This window comes from Myxococcus dinghuensis (genome assembly GCF_024198235.1).
GTDB classification, from domain to species: domain Bacteria; phylum Myxococcota; class Myxococcia; order Myxococcales; family Myxococcaceae; genus Myxococcus; species Myxococcus dinghuensis.
The window spans coordinates 81,306-95,771 of sequence record NZ_JAKCFB010000025.1 but is presented as its reverse complement, the minus strand read 5'-3'; the positions used below and the strand labels follow the sequence as shown (position 1 = coordinate 95,771).

The following is a 14,466-nucleotide window of genomic DNA, read 5'->3' as shown; positions in this document are numbered from 1 at the left end:
CCCATGGCAACGACGGCTCCCCAACTCGTTCCGGAATCCGCGCCCGCGCCCGCCGAGGCGGCCCAGGCGAAGCGCGGCAAGAAGGGCTTCCTCATCCTCGGCGCCGCGGTGGTCGCGCTGGTCGCGCTCATCGGCGGCTTCAAGGTCATCACCGCCGGCCAGGAGACGACCGACGACGCGCAGGTCGAGGCGGACGTGGTGCCGCTCGCCGCGCGCGTCTCCGGCCCCGTCGTCCAGGTGGGCGTGGTGGACAACGCCACCGTGCACAAGGGCGACCTGCTCCTGCAGGTGGACCCGCGCCCCTACGAGGCCCGCGTGAAGCAGGCCGAGGCGGAGCTGGAGTCCTCGCGCGCCCAGGCCGCGGCGGCGGACGCGCAGGCCACCGTGGCGGCGGCGGGCGCCAAGGGCGGGCTGACGTCCGCGAAGGCGCTCGTCTCCACCAGCGCGGCGGCCGTCAGCGGCGCCCAGGCGCAGGTGGCCAGCGCCCGCGCGGCGCTCGCCCGCGCCGAGGCCCAGGCGCGCAAGGCCACGCTGGACCTGGAGCGCACCAAGGGCCTGCGCGAGCAGAGCGTGGTGTCCCAGAGCGCGCTCGACGACGCGCAGACGGCGCACGACACCGCGCAGGCCGCGCTGGAGGGCGCCCGCGCGCAGCTCACCGTGGCGGAGGAGGCCCGGCGCACGGCGGAGAGCAAGGTGGCGGAGGCCCAGGGCCAGCTCGACGTGAGCGCCCCCATCGACGAGAAGATCGCCGCCGCCCAGGCCAGCGCGTCCCTGGCGCACGCCCGGGTGAAGGGCGCGGAGGCGGCGCTGGAGCAGGCGCGGCTCCAGTTGGAGGACACGCGCATCATCGCCCCGGCGGATGGCCAGGTGTCCAAGCTGTCCGTGCACGCGGGCCAGTTGCTCTCCCCGGGCCAGTCCGTGGCGGAGCTGGTGCCGCTCACCACCTACGTGGTGGCGAACTTCAAGGAGACGCAGGTGGGCCACATGCAGCCCGGCCAGCGCGTGCACGTGAAGCTGGACGCGTACTCCGGCGAGGAGCTGGAGGGCACGGTGGAGAGCCTGTCCGGCGGCACCGGCGCGCGCTTCTCGCTGCTGCCCCCGGACAACGCCTCCGGCAACTTCGTGAAGGTGGTGCAGCGCGTGCCCGTGCGCATCGCCTGGAATCACCCGCCCCAGGGCCTGGCCCTGCGCGTGGGCCTGTCCGCCGAGGTCACCGTCCACACGCGGTAGGTCACACCAGGTTGCGCGCGAGGCAGCCCAGCGTGCGCATCGCGGCGTCGATGCGCGGCGCCCAGGGGTGCCCGCAGCTCAGCCGGATGCAGTGGCGGTACGAGTCCGGCCGAGGCGAGAAGATGGGGCCGGGCGCGATGCTGATGCCCGCCTCCAGCGCGCGGGCGTGCAGCACCAGCGAGTCCACCTGGGACGGCAGCTCCACCCACAACAGCGAGCTGCCCGACGGGCGCGCCACGCGCGTGCCCTCCGGGAAGTGCTCCGCCACCGCCTCCGCCATGCGCTCCACCTGGGACGCCAGCGCCCGGCGCAGCGCGCGCAGGTGCCGGTCGTACCCGCCCTCCTCCAGGAACCGCGCGATGGCCAGCGGTGGCAGCGTGGGCGTGGCCACCGTGTGCGAGAACTTGAGCAGCTCCACCCGCTCGCGCCAGCGGCCCGGCGCCGTGTAGCCCACGCGGAAGCCCGGCGCGAGCGTCTTGGAGAACGAGCCGCACAGCAGCACGTTGCCCGTGGTGTCGAAGGACTTGCACGTGCGCGGGCGCTCGGGCTCGAAGTGCAGGTCGCCGTAGATGTCGTCCTCGATGAGGGGGACGCCCCGCGCGTCCAGCATCGCCACCAACTGGCGCCGGCGCGCCTCCGGCATGCAGCTGCCCACCGGGTTGCTGAAGCTGGGCACCACCAGCACCGCCGCCACGCGGCGGCGCTCCAGGGCGGCCTCCAGCGCATCCAGCTCCATGCCGTGGCGCGGGCTGCACGGAATCTCCAGCGCGCGCAGGCCCAGCGACTCGATGGCCTGGAGCGTCCCGTAGTACGCCGGGGACTCGATGGCGATGGTGTCGCCGGGTCGGGCCACCGCGAGCAGGCACAGGTGGATGGCCTCGGACGCGCCCACGGTGACGACGAAGTCGTCCGCGGACATCGCCCCGCCCCAGTCGAGCGAGCGGCGCGCCAGTTGTTGCCGCAGCTCCGCGCAGCCCGGAGGCGGGTCGTAGAGGAGGCCGGCCTCCTGGTTCTCGCGGGTGAGCGCGTTCAGCTCCCGGAACAGCCGCCGCGTGGGCATCAGCTCCGGGGACGGCCACGCGCCACCGAGCTGCACGATGCGCGGGTCGCGCATGGCCTGGTAGATGCGGGAGACCAGCGCGTTGACGGAGACGGGTGTGGACGCGGGCGCCGGCCGGCTCACCTGGGGCTCCGCGAGCCTCAAGCGCTCCCGGCGGCGCACGTAGTGGCCGGACTGGGGCCGCGTCTCGATGAGCCCCATCGACTCCAGGTGCAGGTATGCCTGGAGCACGGTGGAGATGCTCACCCGCTCACGCAGGCTCAACTGGCGCACGGACGGCAGCCTGTCCCCGGCGCGGAGCGTCCCCGCGTCGATGGCGTCCTTCAGCCGGTCGGCCACCTGCTCGTACAGCTTCAGTCGATGTGCCAGCGCGCCCATGTCGGCTCCCCGGAGAAGCTCCGCCGATGACCTGCATCGGTAATGGCCGCCCCGCGCGATTCCCAGATACACCTGCCCTCGCGCTCGACCAGTACAGTTCTCTTGGGCTCAACTGTACTGGTCACAATGGGCATTCGCTGAATCTGTTCCGTTCCGTCCTCCGGGCGCATGGTGCGCGGCAAGGAGGTCGAGGTCATGGCGAGAGCATCCGCCTTCAGGTTCCAGGAGTGGTGGGGGGCGCTGTGGGAGGGCGCCCTCTCGAGAGAGGCCGCGAGCGGGGAGACGGGCACCCTGCGGCTGGAGCGCGGTGAGCTGTGGAGCAGACACCTGCGACCGGGTGAGGCGCTGTGGCTCACCTGTCGCGAGGGCGAGCTGTGGGTGACGCACGAGGGAGACCCTCGGGACTACGTGCTCGAGGCCGGCGCGACGATGCGCCTGGACCGGGGCGGACACACCGTCGTCCAGGCCCTCCAGTCCGCGAGCCTCCGCGTGGCCCACGAGCCCCCGGTCTCGAACAGGGTTTGAGGCGCGAGACGCGGAGGGACGCCGAACCCGTGGCGGTCGGCGTCCTCCCGTGCGCCTACGCGAGCGGCTGGACGCTGGCCACCGCTCGGCGCGCGGCGGACGCGGAGAGGATGAAGGCGGCGCCCACCGCCAGCAGCAGCAGCGACAGCAGCGGGCCGCTCTCGAACTGGGCCGAGAACGGCAGGTTGGGGTCGGGCTCGCGGAACACCTGCCCCAACGCCTGGGCCGCGCCGGTCACCACGAGGAACACCCCGGTCGTCATCCCCGCCGGGCGCATCCACGCGCGTCCCCGCAGCAACATCAGCAGCACGAGCGGCGCCAGCCCCTCCAGCACCACCTCGTAGAGCAGCACGGGGTGGCGCGGCGGAAGGATGCGCTCGAGTTCATCCCCGAAGGAGGGGACCTCTCGCGCCAGCTTCGCCAGCTCATGACCGGGGGCCCCGGCCAGCTCGCCCAGGCCGAGCGCGGGCGCGGCCACCGGCTGGAAGCCCGGCGCGTTCAGTTCGGCCGGGAAGCGCATCGCCCACGGCACCTCCGAGACGCTCCCCACGGGCGCGCCCTCGGCGAACGCCGCCAGACAGCCGAGCAGCAGCCCCAGGGGCGCAACCCTCGCCACCGCGTCCGTCACCTCCAGCCAGGAGCGCTGACGTTCCCGCGCGTGATACGCCGCGTACAGCAGCACGCCCACCACCACGCCCAGCAGGGACGTCCCGCCCTGCTGGAACTGGAGGAGGATGGAGCCGTCGCGAGAGAAGTCGTCCCAGTGGTGCAGCAGCACGTCCCCCGCGCGGCCTCCCAGGATGACGCCGAAGAGGCCCGCGAAGAGGACGAAGCCGGACACCTCCTCCAGGGGAAATGGCCCCTCGCCCCGCGCGGCGCGCCGCCGGAGGAGGACGAACGCGAGCAGCAACCCCACGAGGCACGCCACACCCGTCCAGCGCAGGGTGAGCGACTCGGAGAGCTGGAACGCCTGGGGATTCAGGGAGTGGAGGAGGTGGGTTGGCACGGGGCCTCTCGAGAACCACCGGCTACTTGTAGAAGTCCTCGGCGGCGATGCTCGTCGGATTCGTGCCCGACATCTTCCGGAAGGTGAGGGTGTAGTTGTTGTTGCTGCTGGTGATCACCTGGTAGCGGAAGCCATCCAGCTTGCCGTCCGCGCGCAGCCGCTCCCAGTCCGCGCCGTTGACGCGGATGGTGGGCGCCGACCCGCAGCAGTTGTACTTCACGTCCTTGGTGATGACTCCGGAGCTGAAGGAGATGGTCACGCACGACTGCTCATAGAGTCCCAGGGCGACGGTGGCGGCGCCCTGATTCATCGTCTTGATGCAGTCCTCGGCGCCCTGCGCCGTGCCCTGCGCCAGACACAACCCGACCACACAGATTCCCGCGGCAATCTTCTTCATGGGGTTCTCTCCTCGGACAATCCCAGACAGGGCTACAGCGCGGGGGCCTTCTCCGAAGCGACGGCCTTCGTGTCCGCCTTCTTGTGCTTCGGCTGCTTCTTGGCCTCCTGGTCCTCCTTGTCCTCCTCCAGCGTCAGCGTCTTCGCCTCCTTGGACTTCGTGTCCTTGTCCGTGGAGGCCGGGGGCGCCTTGGTGGGAGTCGGCGTCTTGGAATCCGTGGCGAAGGCCGACGACGCGAGGCACAGAAGGCACAACGTCACCCAACGCTTCATGGGAACGGCTCCTTTGTAGGGATACAGGCCAGGCCCTCGCACGACGCACCTGCACGAACGCGCTGGAGGTGCCCGGAGGGGTACTGTTCCCGTCTCCTCGCAGGCCGACAATCGCCCTATCCGGCAGGCCCGTGTTGATGCGCCAACACCCGCGCGCATCCACGCACGTCCCTTGGAGCACGAACGACACACGGAACCTCCGTTCCCACGGAGGCCCCGCGCCTCACCTCGTCACCCGACTCATGGAGGCGTGGAGAAAGAAGGCCGTGAGGAAGTCCGCGCAGTGGAAGGGCAACTGCCCCTGCGTGGGCAACGGTCGCGACAGGTCGAACGTCGGCGCCCGCGGGGAACCGCAGCCGGGCTCCGCTGGCCAGCACCACCTCGAGCAGCACGGGGCCCACCTGCGCGACGGCCGACACGACTCCGGCCAGGGCCCACCACGACCGTTACCCCGGCAATGCCTCCCGCCACGTCGTTCGCCGGACGGCTACCTTGGCCACCGCCGTGAGGCTGCCTGCATCCACAGACTGAACGAAGGCCGTCATCCCCTGAAGACGAGCAGCACTACCCGATTGGAGAAGAAAAGTCGTCACACATCCGAAAAACATGCGCCACAGACTCCACTGATTCTCCAGTAGACCATGCCTGCACCCTTCCTGAAACACCACGATGGAGGCACGGGAATGGCGAACGAATCCATGAAGGCCTGGCAACTGCCGGCATTCGGGCAGGCGACCCTGGAGATGTCCGAACGGCAGGTGCCAAGACCGGGGCCAGGAGAAATCCTGGTCAAGGTCGCGGCAGTCGCACTGAACTACCGGGACAAACTCATTGTGGATGGCAAACTGCTGGCGGAGCCGCCGCCGAGACCCTTCGTACCCACGTCCGACATGGCGGGCGAGGTCGTCGAATTGGGTCCACATACCCGGCGTTTCCATTTGGGCGACCGGGTGATGGGCAACTTCTGGACGCAATGGCTCGATGGTGAGCCGCCACGCGCCATGCTCAAGCACGGACTGTCGCTGGGTGGGCCGCTACCAGGGATGCTCGCCGAGTATGTCGTCCTTCCGGAGGAGGTGGCCGTGGCGGTGCCCGCCTCCTTGTCCAACAACGAAGCCTCCACTCTGCCAGTTGCCGCGCTGACGGCTTGGTTCGCGCTGGTCGAGATGGGGAGGCTGCGAGCGGGCCAGACAGTGTTGGTTCAAGGAACGGGCGGCGTCTCTTTGTTCGGCCTGCAGTTCGCGGCAGCCCTAGGTGCACGAGTGCTCATCACCTCTCGCAGCGAGGACAAGCTGGCACGTGCCACGGCATTGGGGGCCTGGGCTGCCATCAACTCGTCCAACACCCCCACCTGGGCACAGGCCGTGCTTGATTCAACGTCGGGCGATGGCGTCGATCACATCCTGGAAGTGCTCGGAGGCGACAACTTGTGCCAATCCGCGGAGGCGCTTGCCGGTGGCGGGCGCATCTCGCAGATCGGTTTCATGAGCGACACGGAACTCCGCATACCCGTCCTACCACTGATGCTCCGGCGAGCGACCATTCAAGGCATCTCCGTCGGGCACCGCCGAGCGTTCGAGGACATGAACCAGGCGATTGAGCAGAACGGTATCAAACCCGTGATCGACAGCGTTTTCCCCTTCACGGAAGCACCCGCAGCTTTCCAGCGTCTCGAACAAGGCCCCTTTGGGAAAGTGATTATTCAAGTGCGTGACTAAGAGGACCCAACCAGGGGTTCGAGCGTCTCGCCTCCGCACGCCGGGCAGCGCCAGTCCTCGGCGGGCACCTCGTGGTGGACTTCGCGCTCCACGGCCACGGCGGCCTTGCGTGCCGCGCGCGCTCGTCGCGTCCGGAGGGCGCTCGCGGCCCGGGTCGCCTCGTCCTCCGCGCGGGTGGACGACGGCTTCAACTCCTTGGCCACCGGCCGCAGCTTCTCCGTCTTCGTGCCGAAGAGGCGCCGCTCCAGCGCCGCCATCCTCGGCTTCCTCGCGCCATGGGCAGCAGTGGTCTTGGAGCGGGTCGCGGAACCGCGAGTCGCGGCGCAAGCATCTCAGCGCCAGCATCTCGGAGAAGTGCGCTGGAGCGTTGGAGTGCCTTCAGGGCGCCCGCGACCCGTGGGGTCCGCCAGGAGGGAAACCCCGTTCCGCGTGGACTTGCCGTCCCGTCGACGCCCGCACGACAATGGCGGTCCACGACATCAGGCACCGGGAGCGAGCGATGGACGAGAGCAAGGATGATTGGTCCGACAAAGACGAGGCGGAGACACCGCTCGCCCCGTTCGTCAGCAACCCGGTGCCGAACGCGCATCCCAACGTCGTCAAGGCGCTCGATGCGCTGCGCGACTACTACACCACCACGCCCCTGGCGAACCATCCCGCGACGGCCTCGTCGACCTGGGGGAAGATCGAGCGAGGGGACTGGAACACGGCCATGCGCGGCTGGTTCGACAAGGGCACGGGCGACGCGAAGCGCCGCATCATCCTGCTCGGTGAGACCCACAACGAGATGGAGCACTTCGTCCAACACATGTTCGAGGACAAGGCCACTCGCATCTGGGAGAAGAACCTCTACGTCTACCAGGCCGTCAACAAGCGCAAGAACTTCAAGGCCTGGCACGATCGCTTCACCGACGCGCAGCGGCGCTACTTCGACACCACCCTCGCGGCCCTCCAACGCGACGAAGCGGAGGACCACATCCTGGACCCCGACTCGGATACGGCCACGCAAGCGGTCACCCAGGCGCTCAAGTCCGTCATCAGCGCGGACACCAGTGAGCTCATCGGGCGGCTCATCGCCGCCGACGCGGAGATCTACGACGTGATCTCCAACTGGATTGACTCGGCGGAGCCCACGCAACTGGAGCACCTGGCCCTCAAGCGCCGGCGCTGGCGTTACTGCTCCGTCCTGGTGGGCGCCCAGCACTACAACGGCGTGAAGCACTACATCACCACGCTCGGGGGCTTCCAGGAGGTCATCGCGGGCCCCTCGCTCATCCTGCGAGCCCTGCAGGACTGACGCGAGTCCCGCGCCACCTCAGTCGCGGTAGGCCACCGTCCACCGATGCGGGCTGTCGCGCGGCTCCACCGGCGGGCCGGCGCGCTGGCCCCCCAGGTGGACCGCCTCGCCCAGTCGGTCCAGCACGTCGACGGCGTCCGCATCCAGCAGGTTCTCCGTCACGTCCAGGCGCAGCAGGTGCGCGAAGCGGTCCGCGTGCGCCATGAGCGCGTCCGCCCCTCGCTTCGTCATCATGCCCATGGAGAGGTCCAACTGCTCCAGCCTCCCGAGGACCGGCGCGGCGGGGAGCAGCTCGCAGAGCGCGTCCGTGAACTCCGCGTTGCGCAAGCCCAGGTGCCGGAGCCGGGGCATCCGTGTGCCCTCGAGCAGCGGACGCAGGTCCTCCGGCGTGACGTCGCAGCCCAGGTCCCGGACACCGAAGCGCAGGACCAGCTTCTCCAGGTGGGGCCAGTGCGCGGCGGCGACGGCCTCCACCACCTCGCGCGTCAGCCCCGACGACTCGAGGCTCAGCTCGCGCAGCTCCGGCAGGTTCATCTCCCCGAGGACCATGTTCCCGTTGAGGCTCAGCGCGCGCAGCCTCGGGAATGCCGCGTACAGCGCGGAGGCGTCGCCGAGCTGGAACAGGGAGAGCCCCTGGGAGAACTCCATGGGGTCCATGAAGGCCAGGGACCGCAGCGTCCGGGGCGCGTGCGCGGCGACGAGGCGCAGCGTCTCGCGGTAGTCATTGGACGGCAGGCTGCTGTCGAGGGGCCCGACGGACAACGTCCGCAGGAAGCGGGCCGCCGGGTGACGGAGGAGCCGTTCGAGCACGTGATTCACGTCCAGCACGGACTCGCCGCTGAGGGAGTCTCCGCTCACCGTGATGGAGGCGATGAAGCCCAGATGCCACCTCACCAGGAGGTGGTCGTCCCCCATGCCGCGAAAGGGCCTCAACCGGGTGACGAGGGCGCCCCAGTCGCTCGCGTCGCCCATGAGCTGTCGCTCGTGCTGCTCGGCGAACGCGAGGACCCGTGGCCACAGGGCCTCCCGCTCCGCCCCCTGGGCGAGGTCGACGGCGTGATGGAGGGCCATCAACTGTCCGCGCGGGTCGCCCTGCTCCTGGAGCCAGTCGCCATAGACGAGGTACGCCGCGTCGTCCTCGGGGTCCTGGAGGATGGCGGCCTCCAGCTCCGGATTGCGCGCATCCACGGGAGCGGGCACCGGTGGAGGGGGCGCTGGCGGACGGAAGAAGTCCCCCACGCCTTGAAGGGCCTTGGCCACGAAACCCTTGAGGTCGAAGTCCGCCATGCGCTCCTGCTCACGTCACGCTACCAGGACGGTAACGGACGCGGGGGGCGCCGGTCGCACAGGGCGCGGTGTGTCACGGTTCCGCGTGGAGACCGGCGCCCGCCCCAGCGAGTCGCGAGCAGGGGACGGACGTCCCCCCTCCTTCCGTTGTCACCGCGCGGATCGCCACAATCCCCGGCATCCGCGCGACCTGGACAGGAGACCCTCATGCAGACCCACACGGCCCGGCCCTCCCTCGAGCGCTCGGAGGAGTCCTCCCACGCGAGCCCCCAGGGACACCTGGAGGGCTCCCCGCGCGTCAACCAACTGAGGGCACTCCAGGGAGGACTCGACCGGAGTCCTCGCGTCCAGGGGCTGTCGCGCCTGGGCGCGTCGCTCAATCACGGCGCGCCGTCCGCCGCCCCGCCCATCCAACGCATGGAGTGGCGCAAGCAAGGCCCGGGGGTCCTTCCGGAGGACACCGGCCATGTCGGTCCAGCGCCCGACCCGCTGCTGATTCCTCCGACCCTGGTGGAGCACGACATCTGGGATGACGCGACGAACAACGTCTACGACGGCGCCACGGGGTTCCTCAAATACAACCATCAAGAACCCCAGATGGAGGACCTCCGCGTCCCAGAGGCGCTGCGGCAGGAATTCGATGTACTGAACAAGAGTCCGAACGTCTCGAGCAAGAACGCCATCAAGAGCTATCACCTCAAGCTCAACAAGTTCTCCACACAGCTCACCGAGTGGTTCTCGACGCAGGACCCCGTGAGCAGCGCGAGCGATGGCACGGAGGTGGCGGTCAAGCGGTTGAGGGCGCGCATCGGCGCCATCAAGAGCCGCTCCGTGCTCCACGACCAGGCGCCCATCCCCAAGATAGAGAGCGACAGGGCCCTGCTCGCGCTGGGTGGGGCCTCACGCCGGCTCTATGACCCCGTCACGGCGGCGGCGCTCGGCGGCAGCGGGACGCAGGACATCGAAACCATCGACTCGAGCGTCTCCGACGCACCCACCGGGGTGACGACCGTCGACACCCACGAGATGGCCCCCGTCGGCACCGGCCTGGACTGGTGGGCATCGGCGGCCATGGGGTTGAGAGGCGTGGCGGGCAGCGCGGGACGCGGGCAGTTGCTGCATCTACCGGTCGGCACGGGGCAGGTGCCCATCGGCGTGAAGGAGCCGAGCAAGAGCGTTCCGCAGGGCGAGTTCATCGTCCTGGGGCACAACGCGCCCATCGTCCACGACGCGAACCCGAACCAACAGGGGATGCGGACCCCCAGCAGCGCCGCTCCGGAGCACAAGGTCAGCTATCCCGCCTTCCTGACGCGTCTGACGGACACCCAACGGGTCCACGGCACGGACGACGCGGTACTCGCGCAGGCCATGCTGAAGATGGTGAAGAGCCCCTCCGAGGACCCCGAGGGAGTACCGCCCGCGTTCCTCCCCTTGTTGAGGGAGCTGCTCGTCACCTGGATGGTCGCGGAGCCCGCTCGGGATCGCTCCGTCATCTTCAACAGTGTCCTGAGCCTCCAAGAGATCGCCAACGGGTCCAAGGGCTTCGGGCACATGCTCACGGACGACGGCTTGCACCCGATGACGGGCGGGGGCACCGCGAAGGCCGGACGGACGGCGGAGACGTACGAAGAGAAGCTCCTCTCCGGGAAGCCCGCGGGCAAGGCCTCGAAGGTCGAGGAGAGACAGAAGCAGCAGTTGAAGAGGCTCGCCACCGATGGCGACCTGTCCTCCCCGCTGGAGCAGGTGCTCCAGGACCACGGTATCGGGGGACAGCGCCTGCGCTACGTCCCCGACGACACGGTCTGAGCAGCCGACGCGCCAGGGACGACGTGGAGAATCACCCCCGAGGGATGGGCCTCCGCTCGCCGGGTGAGCGAGTCTCGCTCGCGCGGCTCGAACGATGGGACGCCACGAGCGAGGGATGCGGACATCACCTCGCAGGGGGCGCTCCCCCATCGGGCCAGTCACCATCCGGGGAAGCGGCGCATCCCGTGCCTCCGTGCCGCCCGGAATCTTCACCGTCCCGCGTCGTTCAGTCGCGCGATGAGTTGGTCTTTGGAACCCGATGAGCCATACCCAGCCACGCGGACGTCAGGGAGCGAGCAGGCGCCCCTGACGGGAACACGCGGCGGGCGGCACCGCTCCCTCCTGCGTCTGGACCTCGTGACGCCGTGCGCGCTCCTCGCGGTGCTCACCCTGCTGACCGGGTGCCCCATCGCGGAGAACTACTCCGACGAGACAGGCCCGCGATACACCGGGGACTATCGGGTTCCAGGCACCGGCTCCACGGCGGCCCCCTCCTCGCTCACCGTGGTGACGCTCAACCTCTCCTTCGCCGAGCACGTCACCGAGGCCATCGCCTCGCTCTCGACGGCGCCGCTCTCCGGCGCGGACGTCATCATGATGCAGGAGATGGACGCGCCCGCCGTGGAGCGCATCGCCCAGGAGCTGGGGATGACCTACGTCTACTACCCGGCCTCCGTGGCGGTGGACGGCGATGACTTCGGGAACGCGGTGCTCAGCCGGTGGCCCATCACCGCGGACCGGAAGATCCACCTCCCCCACGACGACCCGTATCACCAGCAACACCGCATCGCCGTCGTCGCGACGGTGGAGGTCGCCGGGACTCCCGTGCAGATGGTCTCCGCGCACACCGCGACGCCCATCGTCGGACTCGGCGGACGGCTCGACCAGGCCGAGACCATCATCGACGGCATCGACGCAACGGGGCCCCTCCAAATCATCGCCGGTGACTTCAACACCTCCGACCCGGGCAGCCAGGGCCAGACGGTGAAGCTGTTCTCGAAGCGGGGCTATCAATGGGCTTCGGAAGGCGTGGGCGACACCGTGGACTCGGTGATTGGCGGCCTGCCGCTCGATTACGTCTTCTCGCGGGGGGTGACTCCGCTGGAGCGCGGCGTGGACCGGCGTGACGCCGGGAGCGACCACCATCCCGTCTGGGTGCGCTTCGCGTGGCCCCCATGACGCCGAGGCAGGCCCTGCGGGCATTGTGGACGGGAGGCACCCTCCTCTTCCTCCCTGGCTGCCTGAGCGGAGCGCGGAACCTGGGCGCGGCGACGACGCCCGTCGGGACGACCGACGTGGGTGTCTCGGTGAATGCGATTGCCTTCGAACGCGGCCGGGAGCGGGCCTACCTGCCCAACCCCGAGCTCACCTTCCGCAAGGGCGCCGGCGAGAACTGGGACTGGGGTGGTCGAATCACGCTCTTCGGCCTGGAGCTCGGCACCCGGCATCGCCTCCTCGAGAGCACGCGGTGGACGTGGTCCGTCGCCCCGAGCGCCGGCGTCTGGTATGTGCCCGTCACCAACAACTCCACCGAGCCCGTGAACCTCCGGCTCGGCGCGCAGACGCTGCTCGATTTCCGGCTCGACCCGAAATGGACGCTCACCGGCGGCGCCTCGCTGATGGGCGCCTTCGCGGGCCCCCTCACCGCGTTCCAGGGCCGCTTCAATGGCTCGCACCTGCTGGCCACACCGGGCGGCTCGCTGGGCGTGGGCTACCGGCTGAAGCCGAACCTCGAGCTGCGCGCGGAAGGCGGCTTCGAGCTTCCCATCGACCTCCATGAAGGTCGACGCCAGATGGGCGGCCATGCGGGACTGACGCTCCGCTGGCGGCGCTCGGACAGCCGCTGAGGGGCGCTCCGGGTCGTGTGGGCGTCGAAGCGAATCGAGCCGCCGCGACGCCCGTCCCCGCCCGCACGGGGACAGGCCGCGCCGCCGGGCCCGGCCGCGAGGCACGAGCCCCACGGCGCGGGTCTCCAGAGCGACGACGTCAGGCCACCGTGAGGATGTCGGCGCCCTGCTCGGTGACGAGCAGCGTGTGCTCGAACTGCGCGCTGCGGCTGCCGTCCGCGGTGACGGCGGTCCAGCCATCATCCCACGTGCGGTGCCCCCAGCCGCCGAGGTTGATCATCGGCTCGACGGTGAAGATCATGCCGGGCTCCATGATGGTGTCGGCGTCCGGCTCGTAATAGTGCGGAATCTGGAGGGACGTGTGGAACGTCTCGCCGATGCCGTGGCCGCAGTACGCGCGCACCACGCTCACGCCGTTCTGGGTCGCGTGGGCCTCGATGGCGCGACCGATGTCGCTGATGGGGCGACCCGGCTTCACCGCGGCGATGCCCACGTCCAGGCACTCACGGGTGACCTTCACGAGCCGCTGGCTCTCCTCGTCCACGTTGCCGACGAAGTACGTCGCCGAGCAGTCCCCGTGTACGCCATCCAGGAAGATGGTGATGTCGAGGTTGACGATGTCGCCATCCTCCAGCGCGCGGTTGTCCGGGATGCCGTGGCAGATGACCTCGTTGACGGAGGTGCACAGCGACTTGGGGAAGCCGTGGTAGTTGAGCGTGCTCGGGTAGCCGCCCCGGCGGATGTATGCCTCGTGGGTGATGGCATCCAGCTCGTCGGTGGTGATGCCCGGACGCACGTGGCTCGCGACCTCCTGGAGCACCTCCGCGGCGGCCTTGCAGGCGCGACGCATGCGCGCGATGACGTCCGGGGAGCGGATCTCCGAATCACTGGAGCGACGCTGCGGCCGGCCGGTCAGCGCGTAGTCGGGCCGGGGGATGTTCATCGGCACGTCGCGGCGAGGGCTGATGACACCCGGCCGGATGCCCTTGCGGGCGACCTCGGGCCCCTTCTTGCGCGCCTCGACGGCGTCGGCGCCCCGGTGACACTTCTTGTACTTGGTGCCGCTGCCGCACCAGCAGGCGTCGTTGGGCCCGGGCAGCACGGCGGGAGCGGAGCGGGGGACGGCGGTGGTCATCGCTCACCTCCGACCAGGACGGCGGTGGGCTTGCGGGCGAGCAGCCAGCGCAGCACCTGGGGGCGCAGCCACAAGCGCGGCCGCCCGGTCCCCAGGTCCAGCACGGGACGGGGCATGTCCGGGTAGCGGCGCAGGTAGGTGCTGACGCTGTTCGCGTGACGGAGCTGGAGCAGCCCGGCCACGCCCTGGGCGTCGATGAGGTCTTCGGTCTTCACCATGGGACACATAGGTCGTTGTCTATACCCGTAGACATGCCCCCGTGCACGGGTTCTTTCCAGGCCGCACGCCTGGCGGACAGATGGGCCCTCGGGAGGCGGCACGTCGAACGATGCGTCACACCGCGACGCGATGACGCCCGCGCCGGGCACCGCGCTGGAAGCTGGAAACAGGAGCCCGACGCCTGGCGCAGCGCCACGGGAGCGCGGACCTGGGCGAAGGATTCGCGGCGGCGGTTCGTCCTGCCGGGACGCGCGTGCGTTCCCAGGCGACGCTTCGGGCCGAAGGCGCG

General features: G+C 69.9%; 15 protein-coding genes. 7 read left to right on the top strand and 8 right to left on the bottom strand.

Annotated features, from left to right (window positions below; translation table 11 throughout):
- Positions 1–3: 3 nt before the first annotated feature.
- On the top strand, positions 4–1,230 hold the full coding sequence (locus LZ198_RS28175) for an HlyD family secretion protein (RefSeq protein ID WP_253975178.1): 1,227 nt from the start codon (positions 4–6) through the stop codon (positions 1,228–1,230).
- A 1-nt stretch (position 1,231) separates the two neighbouring features.
- On the opposite strand, the gene LZ198_RS28170 is transcribed toward LZ198_RS28175, so the two are convergent.
- Positions 1,232–2,668: an aminotransferase-like domain-containing protein gene (locus tag LZ198_RS28170; RefSeq protein WP_253975177.1), complete on the bottom strand. Its 1,437-nt coding sequence runs from the start codon at positions 2,666–2,668 to the stop codon at positions 1,232–1,234.
- Between the two features lie 195 nt (positions 2,669–2,863).
- Between LZ198_RS28170 and LZ198_RS28165 the strand changes: the two genes are divergently transcribed.
- Entirely contained in the window at positions 2,864–3,193 is a 330-nt protein-coding gene (locus LZ198_RS28165; protein WP_253975176.1) for a DUF2917 domain-containing protein, read from the top strand.
- 55 nt (positions 3,194–3,248) lie between these two features.
- Here LZ198_RS28165 and LZ198_RS28160 read toward each other — a convergent pair whose 3' ends face one another.
- Genes LZ198_RS28160 through LZ198_RS28150 form a run of 3 tightly spaced genes read right to left on the bottom strand, consistent with a single transcriptional unit; the run spans position 3,249 to position 4,868 of the window.
- Positions 3,249–4,199: a prolipoprotein diacylglyceryl transferase family protein gene (locus LZ198_RS28160; RefSeq protein WP_253975175.1), complete on the bottom strand. Its 951-nt coding sequence runs from the start codon at positions 4,197–4,199 to the stop codon at positions 3,249–3,251.
- Between the two features lie 22 nt (positions 4,200–4,221).
- Positions 4,222–4,596: a hypothetical protein gene (locus LZ198_RS28155; protein ID WP_253975174.1), complete on the bottom strand. Its 375-nt coding sequence runs from the start codon at positions 4,594–4,596 to the stop codon at positions 4,222–4,224.
- Positions 4,597–4,628: 32 nt separating this feature from the next.
- Positions 4,629–4,868 (bottom strand): hypothetical protein, encoded by a 240-nt coding sequence (locus LZ198_RS28150; RefSeq protein WP_253975173.1) that lies wholly within the window; start codon positions 4,866–4,868, stop codon positions 4,629–4,631.
- A gap of 683 nt (positions 4,869–5,551) precedes the next feature.
- Between LZ198_RS28150 and LZ198_RS28145 the strand changes: the two genes are divergently transcribed.
- A complete protein-coding gene (locus LZ198_RS28145) occupies positions 5,552–6,586 on the top strand; it encodes a zinc-dependent alcohol dehydrogenase family protein (RefSeq protein WP_253975172.1) in 1,035 nt (344 codons plus the stop codon).
- On the opposite strand, the gene LZ198_RS28140 is transcribed toward LZ198_RS28145, so the two are convergent.
- Complete coding sequence (locus tag LZ198_RS28140; RefSeq protein ID WP_253975171.1) at positions 6,583–6,843, bottom strand: hypothetical protein; 261 nt, start codon at positions 6,841–6,843, stop codon at positions 6,583–6,585. The two genes, LZ198_RS28145 and LZ198_RS28140, sit on opposite strands and share 4 nt — an antisense overlap.
- 242 nt (positions 6,844–7,085) lie before the next feature.
- On the opposite strand from LZ198_RS28140, the gene LZ198_RS28135 reads away from it, so the two are divergent.
- Positions 7,086–7,883, top strand: a complete 798-nt coding sequence (locus LZ198_RS28135) for a hypothetical protein (protein WP_253975170.1) — start codon at positions 7,086–7,088, stop codon at positions 7,881–7,883.
- An 18-nt stretch (positions 7,884–7,901) separates the two neighbouring features.
- On the opposite strand, the gene LZ198_RS28130 is transcribed toward LZ198_RS28135, so the two are convergent.
- Entirely contained in the window at positions 7,902–9,170 is a 1,269-nt protein-coding gene (locus LZ198_RS28130; RefSeq protein ID WP_253975169.1) for a TIGR02996 domain-containing protein, read from the bottom strand.
- Positions 9,171–9,377: 207 nt separating this feature from the next.
- Here LZ198_RS28130 and LZ198_RS28125 point away from each other — a divergent pair, with 207 nt between their 5' ends.
- The 3 genes from LZ198_RS28125 to LZ198_RS28115 all read left to right on the top strand — a co-directional run bounded on the left by LZ198_RS28125 (position 9,378) and on the right by LZ198_RS28115 (position 12,823).
- Positions 9,378–10,976, top strand: coding sequence for a hypothetical protein (locus LZ198_RS28125; RefSeq protein ID WP_253975168.1), 1,599 nt, complete (start codon positions 9,378–9,380; stop codon positions 10,974–10,976).
- Positions 10,977–11,333: 357 nt separating this feature from the next.
- A complete protein-coding gene (locus LZ198_RS28120) occupies positions 11,334–12,155 on the top strand; it encodes an endonuclease/exonuclease/phosphatase family protein (protein WP_253975167.1) in 822 nt (273 codons plus the stop codon).
- On the top strand, positions 12,152–12,823 hold the full coding sequence (locus LZ198_RS28115; protein ID WP_253975166.1) for a TonB-dependent receptor: 672 nt from the start codon (positions 12,152–12,154) through the stop codon (positions 12,821–12,823). Before LZ198_RS28120 ends, LZ198_RS28115 begins: the two co-directional genes overlap by 4 nt.
- A gap of 139 nt (positions 12,824–12,962) precedes the next feature.
- Here LZ198_RS28115 and map read toward each other — a convergent pair whose 3' ends face one another.
- Complete coding sequence (gene map / locus LZ198_RS28110) at positions 12,963–13,958, bottom strand: type I methionyl aminopeptidase (RefSeq protein WP_253975165.1); 996 nt, start codon at positions 13,956–13,958, stop codon at positions 12,963–12,965.
- Positions 13,955–14,176, bottom strand: coding sequence for a hypothetical protein (locus LZ198_RS28105; RefSeq protein WP_253975164.1), 222 nt, complete (start codon positions 14,174–14,176; stop codon positions 13,955–13,957). Before LZ198_RS28105 ends, map begins: the two co-directional genes overlap by 4 nt.
- Positions 14,177–14,466 lie beyond the last annotated feature (290 nt).

What these genes read in the sequence shown, in the direction of transcription:
- map (WP_253975165.1), bottom strand. Translation starts at nt 13,958, where the DNA reads ATGACCACCGCCGTCCCCCGCTCCGCTCCCGCCGTGCTGCCCGGGCCC.
- LZ198_RS28130 (WP_253975169.1), bottom strand. Translation starts at nt 9,170, where the DNA reads ATGGCGGACTTCGACCTCAAGGGTTTCGTGGCCAAGGCCCTTCAAGGC.
- LZ198_RS28175 (WP_253975178.1), top strand. Translation starts at nt 4, where the DNA reads ATGGCAACGACGGCTCCCCAACTCGTTCCGGAATCCGCGCCCGCGCCC.
- LZ198_RS28145 (WP_253975172.1), top strand. Translation starts at nt 5,552, where the DNA reads ATGGCGAACGAATCCATGAAGGCCTGGCAACTGCCGGCATTCGGGCAG.
- LZ198_RS28125 (WP_253975168.1), top strand. Translation starts at nt 9,378, where the DNA reads ATGCAGACCCACACGGCCCGGCCCTCCCTCGAGCGCTCGGAGGAGTCC.
- LZ198_RS28165 (WP_253975176.1), top strand. Translation starts at nt 2,864, where the DNA reads ATGGCGAGAGCATCCGCCTTCAGGTTCCAGGAGTGGTGGGGGGCGCTG.
- LZ198_RS28135 (WP_253975170.1), top strand. Translation starts at nt 7,086, where the DNA reads ATGGACGAGAGCAAGGATGATTGGTCCGACAAAGACGAGGCGGAGACA.
- LZ198_RS28155 (WP_253975174.1), bottom strand. Translation starts at nt 4,596, where the DNA reads ATGAAGAAGATTGCCGCGGGAATCTGTGTGGTCGGGTTGTGTCTGGCG.
- LZ198_RS28170 (WP_253975177.1), bottom strand. Translation starts at nt 2,668, where the DNA reads ATGGGCGCGCTGGCACATCGACTGAAGCTGTACGAGCAGGTGGCCGAC.
- LZ198_RS28105 (WP_253975164.1), bottom strand. Translation starts at nt 14,176, where the DNA reads ATGGTGAAGACCGAAGACCTCATCGACGCCCAGGGCGTGGCCGGGCTG.
- LZ198_RS28150 (WP_253975173.1), bottom strand. Translation starts at nt 4,868, where the DNA reads ATGAAGCGTTGGGTGACGTTGTGCCTTCTGTGCCTCGCGTCGTCGGCC.
- LZ198_RS28140 (WP_253975171.1), bottom strand. Translation starts at nt 6,843, where the DNA reads ATGGCGGCGCTGGAGCGGCGCCTCTTCGGCACGAAGACGGAGAAGCTG.
- LZ198_RS28115 (WP_253975166.1), top strand. Translation starts at nt 12,152, where the DNA reads ATGACGCCGAGGCAGGCCCTGCGGGCATTGTGGACGGGAGGCACCCTC.